We start from the raw sequence: 19,582 nt of genomic DNA, 5'->3' as shown, positions 1-19,582 counted from the left end.
GTCTATGGACCAAAATACTGAAGACCTTAGCTGTTCGTTCTGCTCAAAACACAAAGATGAAGTAGTTCGCCTAATTGCAGGACCGGGAGTTTACATTTGTGATGAATGTATAGACTCCTGTTACAGCCTGATTCAAGAGCAAACTATCAAAGATAAAAAAGATCAACATCAGGATTGGAATAATACCCCGAAAGAATTGTACGCCTCTTTAGATGAGTATGTGATTGGACAGTCCCATGCAAAAAAAGTTCTGTCAGTGGCAGTTTATAATCACTATAAGCGACTAAAAACAAATTACATCTCAAACGATGTAGAGCTTGATAAATCAAATATTTTACTTATAGGTCCAACAGGAAGTGGCAAAACGCTTCTTGCGCAATCTCTGGCACGTTTTTTGGACGTACCTTTTGCTGTTGCTGATGCAACAACTTTAACAGAGGCTGGCTATGTTGGTGATGACGTAGAGAATGTAATTAAAAGCCTGCTCTCAAAATGTGATTTTGATCCAGAAAGGGCAGAACAAGGCATTATTTTTATAGATGAAATTGATAAGATTTCACGCCGGTCTGACTCCCCCTCAATCACAAGAGATGTTTCTGGTGAAGGAGTTCAGCAAGCCATGCTTAAGTTGATTGAAGGTACTATTGCATCGGTTCCTCCTCAGGGAGGTAGAAAACATCCTAACCAAGAAACTATTGATGTTGACACTTCAAAAATATTGTTTATTTGTGGCGGTGCATTTGATGGGCTTGGGAAAGTAATTGATAGGCGCATTGAAAAGGCTACTGGTATTGGTTTTTCTGCTAACGTTAAGGAAGCAAGCGGTAAAAAAACATTAACTGAGCTTTATAAATTTTTAGAGCCAGATGATTTAATTAAATTTGGATTAATTCCTGAATTAGTCGGTCGTTTAGCTGTTCATACTTCTTTAGATGAGCTTGATGAAGAGGCATTGGTTCAAATTCTTACGAAGCCCAAAAATTCTGTAGTCAAGCAGTTTCAGCAATTTTTTGCCATTGAGGGTGTTAAGCTGACGATAAGAAAAAATGCTCTTTTAGCGATTGCTAAACTTGCGCTAAAAAGGAAAACTGGTGCGAGGGGTTTAAGAGCTATTTTAGAAGATCTACTTCTGGAGACGATGTATGAAATACCTTCTACTCCAAGCGTTAAAGAGGTTGTTGTAGATAAAGAGGTTGTGGAAAGAAAAAAACAACCTATGATTGTTCATGTTTCTGATAAAAAACAAAGCAATATTCGTAAAGCAAGTTGATTAATTTCATCTTATATATACTGGTCTCTTAAGAATATCTATGGAGCTTTTTGATCGCCAAAAAGATGCAGTTGGTCAAGGTGAAAGAACTATATTGGTTCATATTGAGCTAACTTCAAATAGAAAGGCATCAAGTAGTATTGGTGAATTCCAACAGTTGGCACTTTCCTCTGGTCTCAGTATTATTGATACTATAACAGTTAAAAGAAGCATTACTAAAGCCCAGTTTTTTATTGGCACGGGCAAGGTTGATGAGCTAGCAACAATTGTGTGTGACAATGAAATCGATCTAGTTATTTTTTCTCTACAGCTATCCCCCTCTCAAGAGCGTAATTTAGAGAAAGCATTAAAGTGTCAAGTGATGGATCGAACTGGCTTAATATTAGATATCTTTGCATTAAGAGCAAGCTCCTTTGAGGGAAAGTTGCAAGTAGAGCTAGCGCAGTTAAAGCATCTATCTACTAGACTTGTAAGAGGCTGGACACACCTTGAAAGACAAAAAGGTGGTATTGGACTTCGTGGACCAGGTGAGACGCAGCTAGAAACTGATAAGCGATTAATTTCGGTACGTATAAAAAATATTAATAAGCGATTAGATAAGGTTCATAAGCAGCATGATTTGGGACGTAAATCCCGAATTAAGAATCAACTTCCTATGATTTCACTTGCAGGATATACCAATGCAGGAAAATCAACACTCTTTAACCTTCTAACTAAGGCCAAAGTTTATGCAGATGACAAGTTATTTGCTACACTAGACTCAACTATTCGACGTGTTATCTTACCAGCTTCTGGCGAGGCAGTTATAGCTGACACGGTTGGCTTTATTCAAGATCTACCTCATGAGCTGGTTGAGGCTTTTAAGTCGACTCTTGAAGAAACACGACAAGCTAACGTCCTACTTCATGTGGTCGATGCGTCAGATCCTAATAATAGGGATAAAATTGAGCAGGTAGAGGATATTATTGAGCAAATAGAGGCACAAGATATTCCAAAAATTATTGTAATGAATAAGATTGATGGAATTGCTGATTTTAAACCTCGTCTTGATAAAGACCATGATGGTAATATTTATAGAGTTTGGATTTCAGCTCATACGGGAGAAGGTATAGATCTGCTTTATCAGGCGCTTTCGCAGAGTTTAAGTGGAATGATGACTTTTGCAGGAATTAAGTTAGATGTTCAATCTGCTTATATTAGAAGTGAAATTCATAAAGTCGGATTTATTCAAAAAGAAATAATGAATGAATTTGGGCAATGGCTACTTGAAATTAATGTCACTCGACACTATCTAGAAAGATTACTAGACAAGCAAGGCGTTTCATTATTATGGGAACAGAAATCATCACAGAGCCAAACGGCTTAAGCAAGCAATCAATTCCACTACTTCCTCTTAGAGATGTAGTAGTTTTCCCGCACACGGTAATTCCTTTATTTATAGGAAGAAAATCTTCAGTTAATGCAGTTACTCAGGCTATGGAGGCTGATAAGAATATTTTTTTAGTTACCCAGAAAGATGAAACTATTGAAGAGCCAAATAATGAGCAGCTTCACAAGGTTGGTACCCTCGCAACAATTCTTCAATTACTGAAACTTCCAGATGGAACTATTAAAGTTTTAGTCGAAGGTGTTAAAAGAGCAAAAATCGAAGAATTTGTTGATTTAGGTGAACATACAGAAGTAATTTTAAGTGACTGTAGTTTGACTCATGATGATGACACTGAGATAAAGGCTATGATGCGTTTAGCCCTTGAAAACTTTGAAAAATATATCAAGCTCAGTAAAAAAATTCCTGAAGAAGTGTATAAAGTACTTAAAGAGATTACAGATATTGAGCGTTTCAGTGATGTCATTATTGCAAATCTTAATCTTAAAATTGAAGAAAAGCAGAACTTGCTTGAGAGCAGTGAGGCAAGAGAAAGACTCGAGAAAATTCTATCAATCCTTGAAGGAGAGCTAGATGTTCTTGGCGCAGAGCAAAAAATTCAAAGTCGAGTGCGCAAACAGATGGAATCCAACCAAAGGGATTACTATTTGAATGAGCAAATGAAGTCCATTCAAAAAGAGCTTGGAACTGTTGATGATGAGAATGAAATTGAAGAATTACAAAACAGTATTAATAAGGCAAAAATGCCTAAAGAAGCTAAGAAGAAGGCCCAAGGAGAGCTTAATAAGCTTCAAAGAATGTCATCTCAATCATCAGATGCTTCAATCATTAGGACTTACATAGAAAATTTATGCTTAGTTCCCTGGAGTAAAAAAACGAAAACAAACCAAGATTTGGTAAAAGCTCAAAGAATTCTGGATGAAGATCACTATGGTTTGGATAAAGTTAAAGAGAGGATCATGGAGCACTTAGCAGTCCAAAGTCGAGTCACCCATAATAAAGCGAATATATTATGTTTGGTCGGACCACCAGGAGTTGGAAAAACTTCTCTTGGAGAGTCAATTGCAAAATCAGTCAATCGTAAATATGTTCGTATGGCTCTTGGAGGAGTTCGAGACGAAGCTGAAATTCGAGGCCATAGAAGAACTTATATTGGGGCAATGCCTGGTTCAATTGTCCAAAAAATGCAAAAAGTTAATGTAAAAAATCCATTATTTCTATTAGATGAGATTGATAAGATGGCATCTGATTTTAGAGGAGATCCTGGCTCTGCAATGCTAGAAGTTTTAGATCCAGAACAAAATCATACTTTTAATGATCATTACCTAGAAGTTGATTATGATCTTTCCCAAGTCATGTTTGTTGCTACTGCAAACTCTTTAAATCTTCCTGAAGCATTAATAGATCGCATGGAAATTATTCACTTGTCTGGATATACTGAAGATGAGAAGCTTGAAATTGCTAAGCGCCATCTAATTTCTAAACAAATGAAAAATAATGGTGTTAAAAGCTCTGAAATTATTTTTAAAGACTCCGCAATAATGGATATTATTCGTTATTACACAAGAGAGGCAGGAGTTCGAAGCCTCGACCGCGAAATCGGAAGTATTTGTAGAAAGGTTATTAAAGATATCACTCTAAAAAAACGAAAAGCTAGAGCAATTATCAATTCAAAAAGCCTTCCAAAATTTTTGGGTATGAAAAAATATCGCTTTGGTCTTGCTGAAGAACACAACCAAATTGGTGAAGTGACTGGACTGGCATGGACATCTGTTGGTGGAGACTTGCTTACAATTGAAGCTTCTTCATATAAAGGTAAAGGAAAGCTCAATTACACAGGCCAGCTTGGTGATGTCATGAAGGAATCTATTCAGGCGGCAATGTCTGTAACAAGATTGCGCGCTGAATCACTTGGCATAGCGGATGACTTTCATGAAAAACTTGATATTCATATTCATGTGCCTGATGGATCAACTCCGAAGGATGGTCCAAGTGCTGGAGCTGCAATGTGCACCGCTCTTGTGTCGGTTTTAACAGGTCGAAAGGTAAAAGCTGCAGTGGCAATGACTGGAGAAATAACTCTAAGGGGCGAAATAACTCCAATTGGTGGGCTAAAAGAAAAATTACTTGCGGCGATGCGGGGCGGGATTCAAACTGTCATTATTCCTGAAGATAATGAGCGTGAGTTATCTGAAGTGCCCGAAAAAATTAAAAGTAAACTTGAGATTATTAAAGTTAAGTGGATAGATCAGGTTTTAGAAATTGCACTTGAGGAAAAATAAAGGCAATTAACTTTTATAGCTTTTTTGTAAGTTTGGCATAATAAAAGCCGTCATATATTTTCTTAGGAAGTTGTTGTTTTCCAATGAACCCATCTCCCCATGAAAGGGATATTTCTTCGTTGGTAGCATCTTTAAACCTTTCAAGAAAGCTAACAATTTGTCTCTCGTTTTCATCTCGAAGAACTGAGCAAGTAGCATATATAAGCTCTCCACCGGGCTTTAAGAGATGCCATAAATTATCAAGAATTAACGCTTGAATTTTAGTAATTTGATTGACATCTTTTAGTTTTCTTAATAGTTTAATATCTGGGTGTCTTCGAATGACTCCTGTTCCTGAACAGGGGGCGTCAATTAAGATTTTATCAAACTGTTTTTGGTCCCACCAGTCTTGCCTTGTTGCGTCCCCAAAAATCATTTCAACATTCTTAGTTTTAAGGCGATCAATATTTTCTTTAACTTTTATTAACCGTATTTCATCATTATCTAGAGCAACTATATTTGCTTCAGGACATAGTTCAGCTATGTGAGTTGTTTTACCTCCAGGAGCACAACATGCATCAAGAATTAATTCCCCTTTTTTTGGTAAGACTAGATGAGCTGCAAGTTGAGCAGATACATCCTGCACGTAGCAAGACCCTTTTTCAAAATCTGGTAGGCTGCCTACTTTTACAGCACTCTCAAGAATAAGTGCTTGCGGGGCAATGTTTGATTTCTCAGAACATATATCTTGTTTTTTTAATTTTTCTTGAAAAGCGCTTAGATCAACCGATGGGTGAACTCGAATTGACATTGGTGCTTTTTTATTATTCTCAAAAAATATTTCTTGGAAGTTTAACGGGTAATCTTTTTTTATTTTTTTTACAAGCCAGCTTGGATGAGAATGATGAGCTGTCTTCAAGATTGAGTCTTTATCTCGATCAATTCCTCTAAGTATTGCATTAACAAAACCTTTGGCCCAGGTTTTTCCAATTTTTTCTGCAATTTCAACAGTTTCATTGATTGCTGCATGACTTGAAATATCAGTATATAGAAGCTGATATGCTCCAAGAATTAATAAACTATGGATATCAAGGTTTTTCCTTTCTAAAGGCTTCTTTATACGGGGCGTAATTATGTCATTAAGATGATGATAGAATCGGATTGAGCCATATACCAAGGATTTTGCAAAAGGAGATTCAGTACTTTCCGCTGGAAATAAGGCATCCGATAAAGCTTGCTTCTCTAAAGCTACCAGGCAGATGGCTTTATGAGCTATAACCCTAGAGTTTTCGTTATTGAGCAATTGCTTGTAAGATACTATTTAAAAGTTGATTTGGCTCTTGGTAGCCAGGAATATTTGAGCCATTTTCAAGGAAGATTGAAGGCGTTCCATTAACTCCTAATTGCTTAGAGATTGCAAGTTGATCTTCAACAGGATTTATGCAATCAGGGCTATTAGGTAAATAACGATTAGTTTTATAGTTGTGCATTGCAATGGCTTTATCTTCAGCACACCATATTTTTTCCATAGCGCTTTGTGCATTTGGATGAAGTTGTTCAATTGGAGCAGCTAAGTATTTAACTGTTATACCTAGAGAATTCATACCCTGCATATTTGAGTGAAGCTTTGCACAATAAGGACAATCTACATCCGTAAAAACATGGAGAATGTATTGCTCATTTTCGGCCTTGAAAACTATTTTATTATTTTCATCAATACTATTTAAAATTTTAATTTTTTCTGAGTTTATTCTTTTAGTAGAAAGATTAGCCATTAACTCTATGTTGGTTACTGCACCTTGAATAACATAACGTCCATCAAGCGAAATATACAAAACCTCAATCTGAGGATTGGTAAGAACTACCTCGTAAAAACCTTCCAATTCTGAGTTACTTATATTCTCAGTTTTAATAGTTGGGAAGAATGGCTTTAAATTATCAAAAACCTTATCAACATTTGCAGTTACGGAGTTAGTAATTATGATTAAAGATAAAAGAAGAAGCTTTTTCATATTAAAAATTCAAGATTAAAGAAGTAAATTTTACAGTTTTTTGGTAGAATACCGAGATTATAATTTTCGGAAAAAGTCATGGAATTTTTTGTTACTCATCAAGCAGCGGATCATTACAGTGGTGACTGCTCAGTCGCTTTTGTTTTTAAAGATACAACTAATGAAAATAGAATTCTTCAAGGGCTTCTTGAGCTCCATCGTTTTGAAGCAAGTCTAGGTGAAACCCTAATGCTTGGTAAGGTCGAAGGCTATAAATCAAAAAGGGTATTAGCAATTGGCTTAGGAGAGTCGCCATTAACTCAAAAAAAATATATTAAGGTGCTTAAGTCACTTTCTTCAGCCATGGATGGTACAAAAGTAAAAAATGTTGTAATACCAAGTCTTGAAGTAGAGGGATGTGACGATTCTTGGTTGCAAATTACAACTGCTCGAGTGTTAAAAAATGAAAGTTACCAGATAAAAAAAGTTGGCTTAGAAGTGGAAAAGAAAGCTACTGTTCTTGAGGCGGTGAATATTCATTCTGAAAATAATGGTATTACAGAAATTAGTAAAGGAGTTGCAATTGCAAATGGAATGGCTCTGGCAAGAGAGTTAGGCGACTTGCCGCCTAATATATGTACGCCAACTTATATTGCTGAAAGAGCTCAATTATTAGCATCAACCTACAAACTGAAATGTGAGGTTTTAGAGGAGTCAGATATGGAGGCCTTGGGGATGAATTCATTACTCTCAGTTTCTCTTGGATCGTCTCAACCTGCAAAGCTAATTAGTTTAAATTACTCTAATGGTGGAAAAGAAGATCCGATTGTTCTAGTTGGAAAAGGGGTGACTTTTGATAGTGGTGGTATTTCGTTAAAGCCAGGATCTGGTATGGATGAGATGAAGTATGACATGTGTGGGGCTGCATCAGTTCTTGGAACCATGAGCGCGATAGCGGAGATGGGCCTTAAAGTTAACTTAACAGTTGTAGTGCCTACTGTTGAAAATATGCCTGCTCACAACGCCTCTAGACCAGGAGATGTGGTAAAAAGTATGTCTGGCCAAACTATAGAGATTCTAAATACAGACGCAGAGGGCCGGTTGATTCTTTGTGATGCTCTAACTTACTGTGAAAAATTTAATCCTAAAGTCGTAATTGATGTTGCGACTCTTACCGGTGCTGTAATTGTTGCATTAGGTAAGCATCACTCTGGCGTTATGTCTAATGACCAAAATCTTGCTGATAGCCTTAAAGCTTCAGGTATTTCAGCAATGGATACAGTTTGGCAGCTCCCTCTCGATGATGAATATGACGAATTACTTAAGTCTAATTTTGCAGATATGGCAAATATTGGCGGAAGAGAGGCAGGCACTGTAACTGCCGCATGTTTTCTAGCGCGGTATACTAAAAATTACTCTTGGGCGCATATTGATATTGCAGGAACTGCATGGCTTGGAGGGTCAAAAAAAGGTGCAACAGGAAGGCCAGTGCCTCTTTTAACGCAGTATGTTATGGATCAAATTTAAGGAGAGATAATGTCTAAAGAAAATAGTATAGTTTCATTAAATAATGTAGATTATATTTATGAGAATATGACTGATCAACAAAAAGCAATTTTAAGTCATATTTTAGATTTAACAAAAAAACTTGAATCTACTAAGCTTAAACTTAATAAATCATCATTTGAAAATGTGGAAATAATTAAGGCTGCAAATATCTATTTTGATGGCAAGGTTACAAGTAGGAAGGTTAAGTTTAGTGACGGAGTTGTCAAAACTCTTGGAATCATGATGCCAGGATCATTTGAATTTAAAACTGAGCAGCATGAATTAATGGAAATTTCGGCTGGTGAAATGGATATATTACTTCCTGGAGAGGTTAAATGGCGAGTGATTCATGGTGGGGAGTCTTTTGAGGTTCCTGCAAAGAGTTCTTTTAAGTTGAAAGTAAAATCTGTAGTGGATTATTGCTGCTCGTACTCTTAAATCTTTTAGTCAGCCTTGTTTTAGACTAAAGGAATTTCATGCTTTTTAGGTGTGAGATTAAGAGAGGATTTAAGCAATAATCATCTTTTTGTAATGCTTCATTTACATGATAGGCTGCTTTTTCAAATTCCTCTAAATTAAAATAATGAATAGCTATATTGTTTTCCACTTCACAGTAGAAGCCATGATGTTTGATATATTTTTCGTAGAGACTTGAGGCTAGAGGTGAGAGTTTTTCGGATTCAAGAGTGAAGAATAATAGATAGTGGTATGTGTTTGTATCAATTGATAATAAGCGCTCTGGTTTTGAAAGTAACTCATTAAAAGTTTGGTGAAATTCTTTAGTTTTATTTTCAGATATGTATGCTAACATTTTAATTATGTAGTTACCATAAAGACCAGGAGGCTCTACTACTTTTAATTTATCAGCATACACTAAGGCATCTTTATTTTGCCCAATTTGGTGAGATGAATACCCTAGCCTAAATAATGAAATAATATGGTTAGGCCAACGTTTGATAATGTGATTATCTATGAGTATTGATGTTTTGTAATCATTATTACTTGAATACTTAGCACTAGTCCTGCTAAGAAGACTTAATATTCCACTATGATAAATTGGAGTATCTAGAAAAGATAAATCATTATATTGTCCTTTAATATTATTATCATTCCAAATGTTATAAGCATTTATCCAGCTTACGTAAATAAAAGAGATACTCAAAAAAATACAACAAAAAAAAGCTAATACAGGTTTCTTAAAATTAAAATTAAAATTAATTATCTTTATTGCATTTGAAGACTTGTCATGTTGGTTTGCAATAATGCCTAAAAATAATCCTATCAACACAAGTGGCATTGCCTGTTGGAAAGGAAAGCTAAATTGTGCATTCACAAATGCACCTGTTAGAGATACAAACACGATGTAATAAAACCATCCAATTTCTTTACTGCTTGTAGTATATATTTTGCGAATACTGGTTAAGATCGAAGTTAATAATAAGATGATACCAATTAAACCAAAAATCCCTAACTCCACAACAGTTTCTAAAACATCATTATGTGCTCTCTGAACACCTTTGACTTGTAAAGAACTGTAGCCTTCATTTCCAACATTGTGAGCAAAACTTCCAAGACCTGTTCCAATAATTGGACTATCTTTAATCATATTAATCGCGGAAGACCAGATATGAAAACGACTATCTATTGAAATGCTTTTTTCACTATTATCTAAGTTGTCAATTGAGTCAATTGAAGAAACACTTTCCATACCAACTTTTACTGTCTCAAAATTAAGGGATGGTATTTTTATAATAAGAACAGCAGCTATGGCAAATAATAAAATGGCACTAATATTATTTTTGTCCAATAAGTTTTTTTTATTTTTGTCCTTATTTTTTATAATAAGAAAGGTTATTAAGAAAACTAATTGAGTAAGTACGCTTAAAATTGCAGACCGATTTTCTGTTAAGAAAATAAAAACTATAATAGATGTCGTTAAAAATGAAATTAACCAAGGTAGAAGTATGCCTTTATGTTTACTTGAGAGTAAATAAAATGAAAATGGTAATAATAAAATTAACGCTTGATTAGCAACATTTTTGTTTCCAAAAGTTGACCCTGGGGAAACGGCTTCAGCTAGAGAAAATGGATCAATATAGTATTGAGTTATGCCAATAAACGATATTAGGCTCCCAGTAATTAAGAGAATCCAAGCCAATTTTCTTAATTCTTCAGTTATTATTTTTAAATTAAGGCCAACCATAAAGCAAAACATTGACGATAGCCATAGAAATAATTTCGAAAAAGTAAAGTCTAAATTAACAGACCATAAAATACTTAAAACACCTAGGCTGAATAAAGTTAAAGCTGAGATTTTAATTAAGCTGATTCTTAAGCCTTTATTTTCAGTATTTCGATTTATATATAGAGTTGATAGAAATAAAAAACCAGATCCGAAAAAAGCAACATAAGATTTTACAAAAGTGTGATTCGATATTGATAAATTAAACCATGGCGCGCATAGAGCAAGGGTAAAAAGAAATATAGCAAGCCACAAAATGTTTAGTCTATGCGTATTATTAATAGTTTGATTAGAAAGAGCCATAACTAAAACGTATTTTAATTTAATTAATTGTTTATTTAAATACCAATTTAACCTTACTTTTAACTCGCCCTGTTTATTTATATGTTAAATCATCTTAGGAGTAGAGAGTATGTAATTACTTTCATTATAATATTACCCTTGAGGTCGATAATTTTTAGCAGATGAGAGCAATTGTTTTAATTAATGGAGAAAGACAAAATACTATTAGTGTGTTTAATAGAAATATGCAATATGGAGATGGATTATTTGAAACTTGTGTTGCTATGGATAATCAAATTTTATTTTGGCCACGACATTTCTCTCGTTTAGAAATAGGCCGTGAAAAACTCAACATTAATAAGATAGATATGAGTATATGGCTGAGCGATATAAAGAAGGCATTTGAGTTATCTCCCAAGAAAAATTGCATTGTTAAGTTGATCTTATCAAGAGGTGATTCTCTTAGAGGGTATGGCTATAAAGATGACATTGAGCCTGTAAGAGTTGTTATTGTTTCTGAAATGCATCAACCTTTATTTAATAGAGAATTTTCTCTTGAATATGCAAAAAGTGGTTATCATTCAAATCCACAACTAGCTGGTATAAAGCATTGCAATAGGCTTGAACAGATTTTAGCAAGGTCTAACTTGTTAAGTAATGAGGCAATTATGCTTGATGAAAAAGAAAATATCATATCGGTAACTCAAGGTAATATCTACTTTATATTTGGAAATAAGTTATTAACACCTAAATTAGATAGGTGTGGTGTTGTGGGTAGCAGAAGATCGCTTATTCTTGAGCTTGCAATGTCACTTAAAATGGAAGCTTTAGAAAGTAATATTTCTATTAATCAAGCTCAAAAGGCAGACGAGGTGTTTATTTCAAATAGCGTGATAGGCGTTCAACCTGTCCATTCAATTGAGAGTCATAAGCTTGGTAAAAACCCACTAACAGAAAAGATTCAAAAAGCATTTTTATCTAAAGCAAAGGAAATTAGTTCTTGGACATGTCCATAAGCCATAAGAATAAAAACTTTACAAAATTAGCAGCTTTACTTGTTCTGTTATTATTTACAATCTGGTCGCTTTCTTCAAAAAATATGATGGTTTCTGAAAGCTATATATTTGAGGTTAAAAAAGGATCTTCAATAGGCTCTATTGCCAAAGAATTGAGTGATAAGGGGCTTATAAAGTCTGAGTTATTTTTTACCTCATTCAGTAAGTTTCTTAATGCTAATAAAAAATTAAAGTCAGGATATTATGAGATATTGCCAGGCACAAGTGTATGGACTTTTATAGATAAAATTTCAACAGGATCTGTTCTTTCGACTAAGGTTACCTTGATAGAAGGCAAAACTATTAAATTTTACTTTAATCAATTAACTAATGATCCTTCTGTTGTGCCTAGTGGCTCTTTTAAGGAGGTAATGACTTCAATTGGGGTTAATGAGCCATATGATGGATGGTTTTTTCCTGAAACGTATAGTTTTAACTATGGAGAGAGTCTTGAGAATGTATTAAAAAGGGCTCATCTAGAATTGAAGAAAAATTTAATGGTATTGTGGGATCAAAGAGATAAAGGCTTGCCACTTAAGTCACCGTATGAAGCAATTATCCTGGCTTCTCTAATAGAAAATGAAACGGCACTAGACGATGAAAAATCATTAATTGCAGGTGTATTTATACGAAGACTTAATGAGGGTATGCGTCTTCAAACTGACCCAACTGTTATTTATGCTTTAGGAGATGCTTACTCCCCTCCACTTAAGAAGAGTGATTTAAGGATAAATAGTTTATATAACACCTACCGAAATAAAGGGCTGCCACCAGGAGCAATTTCTTCTGTAGGTTATCAGTCTTTGTTCGCCGCCCTTCATCCTTCAAACAATACTGATTTATATTTTGTTTCAAAAAAAGATGGTAGCCATGCTTTTGCTCCAACCTATGAGAAACATAAAGAAAATATCAAGAAATATTTAAATAATAACTAGTCTAAAATTGAAAGTTATGAATAAAGGAAAATTTATTACAATTGATGGTGTTGAAGGTTCTGGTAAAAGTACTCAAATTGATCTTATTTGTAGTTATTTGCAGCGAAAAGGTATAGATGTTCTAAGAACTCGTGAGCCAGGTGGTACTGATCTAGGTGAAAAAATTCGTACACTATTGCTAGATGTTGATAATAAAGAAATGCATAGTGATACAGAGTTATTGCTAATGTTTAGCTCTCGTAATGAGTTAATACAGAATAAAATTATCCCCGCTCTAAATAAAGGCTCTTGGGTTGTTAGTGATCGATTCACTGATGCTTCATTTGCTTATCAAGGTGGAGGCAGAATGCTTGACTTAAATCGTATTTCTGATCTTGAGAGCTGGGTATTAGGTGAATTTCAACCTAATTTAACGTTGTTTCTTGATGTGAGTGTTGATGTTGGCATGATAAGAGTTGAAGCAAGAGCAGCTAAAGATAGGATTGAGTTGGAGGAAAGAGCCTTTTTTGAGCGGGTGCGATCAGTTTTTATTGATAGATCTAAATCATATCCAGAGAGAATAAAATTAATTGATGCAAGTGGCTCAATAAGTGAAATCCATAACAAAATTAAATTATTTTTAGACTCATTATGAATTTGCCTTGGCATAGTAGTGCCCATAAAAAGATAAATAAAATGATTGATCATAATCGTTTACCACATGCGCTTCTTATTACGGGAGTTCAAAAAATTGGTAAATTTGATTTTGCTCAAAGCCTAATTCAAAAACTTCTTTGTAAAGAGTCATCATGTGGGAAGTGTTCAGTCTGTTTGTCTTTAACAAAAGATGAGCCAAATGCTAATTTAGAGCATGGTGTATTAATACGACGATCGCATTATCCAAATTTAATTTATTGCCGAGCTGAACTAAATGACTCAGGCTCTATGTCTAAGGATATTCGTGTTGATCAGGTTCGTGCTTTTTGTGAATCACTTGGAAAAACAGCTGAATCACTTCAAATTGGTATTATTTTTTATGCGGATCAAATGAATATAAATGCCGCAAATGGTCTTCTAAAGACTCTAGAAGAGCCTAGAAAAAATACTCTTATTATTTTATTAGCTCACCATGTTCGCTCCCTTCCACAAACTGTTTTATCTAGATGTCAGACTATCCATATCAATCACACATATGAACAAGAAAGTGCAGATTGGCTCTCAAAAAATATTGACAAAGATTCAAGGGATGATTTTGATACTTTGCAGCTATTAGAAAGTTCTCATGGAATACCATATAAGGCTTTAGAGGATTTAAAGGGAGACTTTTTTTTTCAGTACCAAAACTGGCAGAATTTACTACTAGAGATTGCAATAAGCCCAACTAAGATATACGATACTGAAATATTTGATGGTAATGAAATTAGGGTTTTAAAATGCTTACAACAGCTAATTAATGAAGGGATAAAAATAAAAATCCTAAATCATGAAGGGGCTAATTTAGAGCTAAATAAGGTTGTTGAGAGGACATCCAGTAATTATTTATTCAATCTACAAGATGATATTAATTCTGCAATTTCTATGTCACAAACTACTGTCAATATGAAGTTATTATTGGATAATGTATTAATTATCTGGTCACATATTTCGCATTTAAAAAAATACCCAGCTATTACTAATATTCAGGAAAACTAATGAATCGATCATCAGCATTATTTAAAGAGGCTCAAGACTATATGCCTGGGGGGGTTAATTCGCCTGTTCGTGCCTTTAATGGTGTCGGTGGAACTCCAATTTTTTTTGAGCGTGGAGAAGGCGCTTATCTTTATGATGTAGATGGTAATTCTTATATTGATTATGTAGGATCTTGGGGCCCAATGATTCTAGGGCATGCTAATCCTGTAATTATAGATTCAGTTAAGGCTGTTTTAGAGAAAGGATTGGGCTTTGGAGCGCCTACTGAAATTGAAACATCTCTTGCAAAGAAAGTTTGTAATCTTGTTCCTTCAATTGATTTAGTTCGGATGGTAAGTTCAGGTACTGAAGCAACTATGAGTGCAATTCGCCTAGCTAGAGGATATACAGGGCGAGATAAAATTTTAAAATTTGAGGGTTGTTATCATGGCCATTCTGACTCTTTATTGGTAAAAGCAGGTTCAGGTGCACTAACTTTAGGTGTGCCAACTTCGCCTGGAGTGCCTAAAGACCTGGCTAAACATACTCTGACACTTGAATATAATAATTTAGAAGTTGTAGAGGCGTTATTTTCTGAGATGGGAGAAGAGATTGGATGCATTATTGTTGAGCCAGTTGCAGGAAATATGAACTGTATTCCTCCAAAAGCAGGATTTTTAGAAGGCCTACGTAAGATTTGTGATGAATATGGCGCTGTACTTATTTTTGATGAGGTGATGACAGGTTTCCGGGTGGCTTTAGGTGGTGCTCAAGAGTTTTATAATGTTACACCTGATCTTACTGCCTTAGGTAAAGTGATTGGAGGTGGTCTGCCCTGTGCTGCGTTTGGAGGGAAGAAAGAAATTATGAATCAAATTGCTCCTATTGGACCTATTTATCAAGCAGGAACACTCTCTGGAAATCCTCTTTCAATGGCTTCAGGACTTGCCATGTTGAGCGCCTTGGAATCTGATAAATCTTTTTATGAAAACCTTGGTAAGCGCTCTCAGTATTTAGTTAATGGAATAGTTTCTGAAGCTCAAGCGCAAAATATTCCGATGACAAGTAATAGTGTTGGAGGAATGTTTGGTTTATTTTTCAGTTCTGAAAAAAAGGTTAGTAACTTTTCCCAAGCATCAAGCTGTAATATAGAACTATTTAAGAAATTTTATAATGCGATGCTGAAGCAAGGGATCTATCTAGCGCCATCTGCATATGAAGCTGGCTTTCTATCAAATGCTCACACAGATGATGATCTTGATAAAACTATCAATGCAGCTGCAACTGCGTTTTCTTTAATATGAGCTTAGTAACGGTTGGCGCTGAATTATTGGCTGCAAAACAGCGACTTCAGATATTTAAAAATAATGTTACTGTTTTTGGCTCTGCTAGAATTAAGCCGACAGACCCTTTGTATAATGATGCTTATGAGCTAGGAAAAAGTTTATCTAATAGTGGCTATAACGTTTTTACCGGTGGTGGTCCTGGCATTATGAGTGCTGCAAACAAGGGGGCATATGAGGGGAAATCAAAAAGTATAGGCCTGAATATTGAACTACCACAAGAGCAATCTAGTAACCCTTATCTTGATGAGAATATTACATTTGACTACTTCTTCTCTCGAAAGGTCATGCTTGTCAAATACTCTAGTGCTTGTGTTTACTTTCCCGGAGGTTATGGAACTGCAGATGAGTTAATGGAAGTTTTGACTCTAATGCAAACTAACAAAATGAAAAAAGTTCCAATAATTTTGTACGATTCAAAATTTTGGGCATCATTACTCTTGTGGATTGAGCAGTCAGTCGAAAAATCCTATGTAAGTAAAGAAAATTTTGAATTAATAAGGGTGGTTGACTCAGTTGAAGAAATTATTAATATTGTGGAAACAGAAGTATGTCTTTAGCAATTTTTGATCTTGATAATACTCTGATTGGTGGCGACAGTGACCACTTATGGGGCGAGTTTTTATGCGATGAAGGCGTCATTGCCGATCGCCAATCATTTCAAAAAAAGAATGATTATTTTTATCAACAATATGAATTAGGTTTATTAGATATATATGCATGGGCAGAGTTTAGTTTTGAGATACTGGCGCGACACTCCATGAAGGAGTTAGGTGAGCTCCATCATAAATTTATGACTGCAAAAATTGAACCAATTATTTTAGATAAGGCTCAAAATTGTATAGATAATCATAAAAAAAATGGAGACACAGTTCTCGTCATAACAGCCTCAAATACCTTTGTCACTTCTCCAATTGTCAAGAGGTATGGGATCGACCATTTACTGGCAACTGAGCCTGAAATAAAGTCAGGACGTTACTCTGGAAAAATTTCTGGGACTCCATGCTTTCAGTCAGGAAAAATAGATAATTTAATGCCATGGATGGCTAAAAATAATGAAACATTAGAGGGCTCTTCTTTTTATTCAGACTCGCATAATGATCTTCCACTCTTGGAGTTAGTTGATCACCCAGTTACAATAAATGCTGACAAAATTTTAACCCTAGAGGCTAATAAAAGGGGCTGGTTGAATCTTGACTGGCGTTAGTCTAGATAAACAAATCTTGGCTAGATTTATCGGCAACATCAAGATAAGTTGCGGCTCCAGCAAACTCTATTCCTTCAATAAAGTCATCTCTTGAAAATCCAAACATACCCATTGTCATTTCGCAGGCAATAAATTTAACACCCATTTCAACACAAATAGATCTCAGCTCTTCAATTGAAGCCATACCATTATTTTTAAAGGTCTTTAGCATCATTCGAGTTGCAAAAATTTCCATACCAGGGATGTTCCAAAAAATATTAGGAATTTTTTGGCTAAAATCTATAGCTTGAAACCACTTTGGACCAAATGGCATTTTCATTGGCATATCTGGATTTCCTTGAGGCGATATACGAAGATGTGTCAAATCCTTAAGAAGAAGGTTTAAGCCATAAAAAGTGCAAAAGACCGTCACTTCTTTACCCATCGCAATACCTGTTGAGGCTAGTATAAAGGGCGGATATGCCCAGTCAAGAGTGCCTTTAGAGGCAATAACAGTCATTTCGTTTGAGTTAGGCATTTTTTGTTTGGAGATTTAATTTTTTTGAATATTAAAGATGATTTTATTACCATCATCTTTTTGTGATAATAACTTATGACCAAGTTGGTTGCAAAAGGCTACAAAGTCTTTTTTTGAACCTTTGTCTGTGCATGTTACTTCAATTACTTCGTCTGTGTTCATTTTGGCTAATGCCTGTTTAGTTTTTAAAATAGGCATTGGGCATGCAAAGCCACACATATCTAGAGTTTGATTTGCCATAATGTTCCTTAAGGATTAGGTAAGAGTATTTTAGTTGCTAATTAACTCTATTTTATTGTATTTTTTTTAACTAAAACACCTGCAGCCATTGAAATTAGGAAGACTATAGTAATTGGATCAAAGGTTGCTAATGCTGAGATTGCAGGTCCAGGACAAAGACCAACAAGCCCCCAGCCAATTCCAAATAGTGATGAACCTATAACTAGTTTTTTATCTATATTTTGTTTAATAGGCAAATTAATTTTATCACCTAGGGCTGAAAGTTCCTTATTTTTTAAGAAGTAAAAGAATGGGCCTGCAGTAATAATAGCTCCGCCCATAACAAATATTAAAGAAGCATCCCAGTTGTGGGTAATACTTAAAAAACCTATGACTTTTTCAGGATTTGTCATTCCTGATATAACTAAACCAATACCAAATATAATCCCACAAATTAAAGAGATAATTTTATCGTTCATAAGTAAATACCAAACTGCTGAAGAAAAGTAACAGTAAGCATTCCAATTGCTACAAAAATGCCAGTAGCAATTATAGAGCTTGTTGATAGCCTTCCAATTCCACAAATCCCATGCCCAGAAGTGCAACCCCCTCCAAGTCTTGTTCCAAAACCAACTAAAAAACCACCTGGAATAATTAAAAGATAAGAGTGGGTTATGTTGAATGCTAAAGGAGCACTGGAGGCAATAAAATTAAAGTAAATTAAAGGCCCAATTACTAAGCCAAGTAAAAATGCAAGATTGGAAAGCCTTTGAGAGGCTTTTGTTATGGCATTTTCAAAAATTCCACTAATTCCTGCCAACCGGCCTGTCATATAGTAATAAAAAACTACAGAGAGTCCAATGATTACGCCTCCTAAAAGAGCGCTAAAAGGTGTAAAGTTATTCATTAATATAAAGTTAAAACAAAATCTAGTTTAATTACTAGAATCATAACAGAATTATTCACTTGTTTAAAGGACGGTAAATAAGTTAATCTGAAACTATTGTTTCTACACCACTCTCAGACCCCAAAAGAAGAATATCGGCACCTCGATTTGCAAATAGTCCATTGGTAACAACTCCAACAATATTATTTAAACTATTTTCGAGAGTTTTAGGGTCATCTATAGTTAGATCATGTATATCAAGTATTAAGTTACCATTATCTGTTGTTAGCTCTTCTCTTAAGATTGGATTGCCTCCAATAGATTTAATAATTTCACGTTTTACATAGTTTGTAGCCATAGGAATCACTTCAATTGGCAAAGGGAATTTACCCATTACATCAACAAATTTAGATTCATCAGCTATACAAATAAATTGTTTAGAAACTGCAGCAACTATCTTTTCACGTGTCAGTGCTCCACCACCACCCTTTAATAAATTGAGCTGGCGATCTGATTCATCAGCGCCATCTACATACACTGAAATTTCTTTAATTTCATTCAAATTAACAACATCTATTCCGTGGCCCCTAAGCCGATTTGCAGTATCAATTGAGCTCGCTACAGCTCCTTGAACTGAATCTTTAATTGTAGCAAGTTGATCAATGAAAAAATTTGCTGTTGAGCCTGTTCCAACGCCTATAATAGTCCCTGGAATAACATACTTAAGTGCAGCTTTTGCAACCTCATTTTTTAATTCGTCTTGGGTCATTTTCTCTTAATTTTTTTGTT

20 protein-coding genes are annotated in these 19,582 nt (G+C 34.9%); 12 read left to right on the top strand and 8 right to left on the bottom strand.

The window, feature by feature from the left end:
* The first annotated feature begins 4 nt into the window (after positions 1 to 4).
* The 3 genes from clpX to lon are packed head-to-tail and all read left to right on the top strand — an operon-like array spanning position 5 to position 4,939.
* Positions 5 to 1,270: an ATP-dependent Clp protease ATP-binding subunit ClpX gene (gene clpX / locus ABXT49_RS07145; RefSeq protein ID WP_271558460.1), complete on the top strand. Its 1,266-nt coding sequence runs from the start codon at positions 5 to 7 to the stop codon at positions 1,268 to 1,270.
* 34 nt (positions 1,271 to 1,304) lie between these two features.
* Entirely contained in the window at positions 1,305 to 2,636 is a 1,332-nt protein-coding gene (gene hflX, locus ABXT49_RS07140) for a ribosome rescue GTPase HflX (protein ID WP_416653554.1), read from the top strand.
* Entirely contained in the window at positions 2,600 to 4,939 is a 2,340-nt protein-coding gene (gene lon / locus ABXT49_RS07135; protein WP_416651524.1) for an endopeptidase La, read from the top strand. The genes hflX and lon overlap by 37 nt, the downstream gene beginning before the upstream one ends.
* Before the next feature lie 13 nt (positions 4,940 to 4,952).
* Here the strand turns inward: lon and rsmB are convergent, their stop codons facing one another.
* Positions 4,953 to 6,221: a 16S rRNA (cytosine(967)-C(5))-methyltransferase RsmB gene (gene rsmB, locus ABXT49_RS07130; protein WP_416651522.1), complete on the bottom strand. Its 1,269-nt coding sequence runs from the start codon at positions 6,219 to 6,221 to the stop codon at positions 4,953 to 4,955.
* Entirely contained in the window at positions 6,211 to 6,930 is a 720-nt protein-coding gene (locus tag ABXT49_RS07125; RefSeq protein WP_416651520.1) for a DsbC family protein, read from the bottom strand. The genes rsmB and ABXT49_RS07125 overlap by 11 nt, the downstream gene beginning before the upstream one ends.
* Before the next feature lie 78 nt (positions 6,931 to 7,008).
* Here ABXT49_RS07125 and ABXT49_RS07120 point away from each other — a divergent pair, with 78 nt between their 5' ends.
* Positions 7,009 to 8,436, top strand: coding sequence for a leucyl aminopeptidase (locus tag ABXT49_RS07120; RefSeq protein WP_416651519.1), 1,428 nt, complete (start codon positions 7,009 to 7,011; stop codon positions 8,434 to 8,436).
* Between the two features lie 99 nt (positions 8,437 to 8,535).
* The gene (locus ABXT49_RS07115; RefSeq protein WP_416653552.1) at positions 8,536 to 8,895 is read left to right on the top strand and encodes a pyrimidine/purine nucleoside phosphorylase; all 360 of its coding nucleotides are present in this window, start codon (positions 8,536 to 8,538) and stop codon (positions 8,893 to 8,895) included.
* 25 nt (positions 8,896 to 8,920) lie between these two features.
* On the opposite strand, the gene ABXT49_RS07110 is transcribed toward ABXT49_RS07115, so the two are convergent.
* On the bottom strand, positions 8,921 to 11,002 hold the full coding sequence (locus ABXT49_RS07110; RefSeq protein ID WP_416651517.1) for an O-antigen ligase family protein: 2,082 nt from the start codon (positions 11,000 to 11,002) through the stop codon (positions 8,921 to 8,923).
* 161 nt (positions 11,003 to 11,163) lie between these two features.
* Here ABXT49_RS07110 and pabC point away from each other — a divergent pair, with 161 nt between their 5' ends.
* From pabC to ABXT49_RS07075, 7 genes are read left to right on the top strand one after another with little or no spacing between them, the layout of a single operon-like run.
* Complete coding sequence (pabC, locus tag ABXT49_RS07105) at positions 11,164 to 11,997, top strand: aminodeoxychorismate lyase (RefSeq protein ID WP_416651516.1); 834 nt, start codon at positions 11,164 to 11,166, stop codon at positions 11,995 to 11,997.
* Positions 11,988 to 12,971: an endolytic transglycosylase MltG gene (gene mltG / locus ABXT49_RS07100; protein WP_416651514.1), complete on the top strand. Its 984-nt coding sequence runs from the start codon at positions 11,988 to 11,990 to the stop codon at positions 12,969 to 12,971. The genes pabC and mltG overlap by 10 nt, the downstream gene beginning before the upstream one ends.
* Before the next feature lie 16 nt (positions 12,972 to 12,987).
* Positions 12,988 to 13,605 (top strand): dTMP kinase, encoded by a 618-nt coding sequence (gene tmk / locus ABXT49_RS07095; RefSeq protein ID WP_416651512.1) that lies wholly within the window; start codon positions 12,988 to 12,990, stop codon positions 13,603 to 13,605.
* Entirely contained in the window at positions 13,602 to 14,642 is a 1,041-nt protein-coding gene (locus ABXT49_RS07090; protein WP_416651510.1) for a DNA polymerase III subunit delta', read from the top strand. The genes tmk and ABXT49_RS07090 overlap by 4 nt, the downstream gene beginning before the upstream one ends.
* Entirely contained in the window at positions 14,642 to 15,925 is a 1,284-nt protein-coding gene (gene hemL, locus ABXT49_RS07085; RefSeq protein WP_416651509.1) for a glutamate-1-semialdehyde 2,1-aminomutase, read from the top strand. Before ABXT49_RS07090 ends, hemL begins: the two co-directional genes overlap by 1 nt.
* Positions 15,922 to 16,524, top strand: coding sequence for a TIGR00730 family Rossman fold protein (locus tag ABXT49_RS07080; RefSeq protein ID WP_416651507.1), 603 nt, complete (start codon positions 15,922 to 15,924; stop codon positions 16,522 to 16,524). Before hemL ends, ABXT49_RS07080 begins: the two co-directional genes overlap by 4 nt.
* On the top strand, positions 16,515 to 17,171 hold the full coding sequence (locus ABXT49_RS07075) for an HAD family hydrolase (RefSeq protein ID WP_416651505.1): 657 nt from the start codon (positions 16,515 to 16,517) through the stop codon (positions 17,169 to 17,171). The genes ABXT49_RS07080 and ABXT49_RS07075 overlap by 10 nt, the downstream gene beginning before the upstream one ends.
* Before the next feature lies 1 nt (position 17,172).
* Here ABXT49_RS07075 and ABXT49_RS07070 read toward each other — a convergent pair whose 3' ends face one another.
* The 5 genes from ABXT49_RS07070 to rpiA all read right to left on the bottom strand — a co-directional run bounded on the left by ABXT49_RS07070 (position 17,173) and on the right by rpiA (position 19,562).
* Positions 17,173 to 17,688, bottom strand: coding sequence for a DsrE/DsrF/DrsH-like family protein (locus ABXT49_RS07070; RefSeq protein WP_416651503.1), 516 nt, complete (start codon positions 17,686 to 17,688; stop codon positions 17,173 to 17,175).
* Between the two features lie 15 nt (positions 17,689 to 17,703).
* Complete coding sequence (locus ABXT49_RS07065) at positions 17,704 to 17,928, bottom strand: sulfurtransferase TusA family protein (RefSeq protein WP_416651501.1); 225 nt, start codon at positions 17,926 to 17,928, stop codon at positions 17,704 to 17,706.
* Positions 17,929 to 17,975: 47 nt separating this feature from the next.
* Positions 17,976 to 18,386, bottom strand: coding sequence for a DUF6691 family protein (locus tag ABXT49_RS07060; RefSeq protein WP_416651499.1), 411 nt, complete (start codon positions 18,384 to 18,386; stop codon positions 17,976 to 17,978).
* Entirely contained in the window at positions 18,383 to 18,814 is a 432-nt protein-coding gene (locus ABXT49_RS07055) for a YeeE/YedE family protein (protein ID WP_416651497.1), read from the bottom strand. Before ABXT49_RS07055 ends, ABXT49_RS07060 begins: the two co-directional genes overlap by 4 nt.
* An 82-nt stretch (positions 18,815 to 18,896) precedes the next feature.
* Positions 18,897 to 19,562, bottom strand: coding sequence for a ribose-5-phosphate isomerase RpiA (rpiA, locus tag ABXT49_RS07050; RefSeq protein ID WP_416651495.1), 666 nt, complete (start codon positions 19,560 to 19,562; stop codon positions 18,897 to 18,899).
* Positions 19,563 to 19,582: the final 20 nt, after the last annotated feature.

This window comes from Candidatus Pseudothioglobus sp. Uisw_086, assembly GCF_048085745.1.
In the GTDB taxonomy this organism is placed as follows: Bacteria; Pseudomonadota; Gammaproteobacteria; order PS1; family Pseudothioglobaceae; genus Pseudothioglobus.
The sequence above is the reverse complement of the archived record's forward strand: the minus strand, read 5'-3'. Positions and strand labels throughout refer to the sequence as shown.

Excerpts from the sequence above, each read along its gene's own strand:
- ABXT49_RS07080 (WP_416651507.1), top strand. The coding sequence starts at position 15,922 with ATGAGCTTAGTAACGGTTGGCGCTGAATTATTGGCTGCAAAACAGCGA.
- ABXT49_RS07120 (WP_416651519.1), top strand. The coding sequence starts at position 7,009 with ATGGAATTTTTTGTTACTCATCAAGCAGCGGATCATTACAGTGGTGAC.
- rpiA (WP_416651495.1), bottom strand. The coding sequence starts at position 19,562 with ATGACCCAAGACGAATTAAAAAATGAGGTTGCAAAAGCTGCACTTAAG.
- ABXT49_RS07060 (WP_416651499.1), bottom strand. The coding sequence starts at position 18,386 with ATGAACGATAAAATTATCTCTTTAATTTGTGGGATTATATTTGGTATT.
- ABXT49_RS07090 (WP_416651510.1), top strand. The coding sequence starts at position 13,602 with ATGAATTTGCCTTGGCATAGTAGTGCCCATAAAAAGATAAATAAAATG.
- lon (WP_416651524.1), top strand. The coding sequence starts at position 2,600 with ATGGGAACAGAAATCATCACAGAGCCAAACGGCTTAAGCAAGCAATCA.
- hemL (WP_416651509.1), top strand. The coding sequence starts at position 14,642 with ATGAATCGATCATCAGCATTATTTAAAGAGGCTCAAGACTATATGCCT.
- ABXT49_RS07055 (WP_416651497.1), bottom strand. The coding sequence starts at position 18,814 with ATGAATAACTTTACACCTTTTAGCGCTCTTTTAGGAGGCGTAATCATT.
- ABXT49_RS07125 (WP_416651520.1), bottom strand. The coding sequence starts at position 6,930 with ATGAAAAAGCTTCTTCTTTTATCTTTAATCATAATTACTAACTCCGTA.
- pabC (WP_416651516.1), top strand. The coding sequence starts at position 11,164 with ATGAGAGCAATTGTTTTAATTAATGGAGAAAGACAAAATACTATTAGT.
- ABXT49_RS07075 (WP_416651505.1), top strand. The coding sequence starts at position 16,515 with ATGTCTTTAGCAATTTTTGATCTTGATAATACTCTGATTGGTGGCGAC.
- ABXT49_RS07065 (WP_416651501.1), bottom strand. The coding sequence starts at position 17,928 with ATGGCAAATCAAACTCTAGATATGTGTGGCTTTGCATGCCCAATGCCT.
- clpX (WP_271558460.1), top strand. The coding sequence starts at position 5 with ATGGACCAAAATACTGAAGACCTTAGCTGTTCGTTCTGCTCAAAACAC.
- mltG (WP_416651514.1), top strand. The coding sequence starts at position 11,988 with ATGTCCATAAGCCATAAGAATAAAAACTTTACAAAATTAGCAGCTTTA.
- ABXT49_RS07070 (WP_416651503.1), bottom strand. The coding sequence starts at position 17,688 with ATGCCTAACTCAAACGAAATGACTGTTATTGCCTCTAAAGGCACTCTT.
- ABXT49_RS07110 (WP_416651517.1), bottom strand. The coding sequence starts at position 11,002 with ATGGCTCTTTCTAATCAAACTATTAATAATACGCATAGACTAAACATT.
- tmk (WP_416651512.1), top strand. The coding sequence starts at position 12,988 with ATGAATAAAGGAAAATTTATTACAATTGATGGTGTTGAAGGTTCTGGT.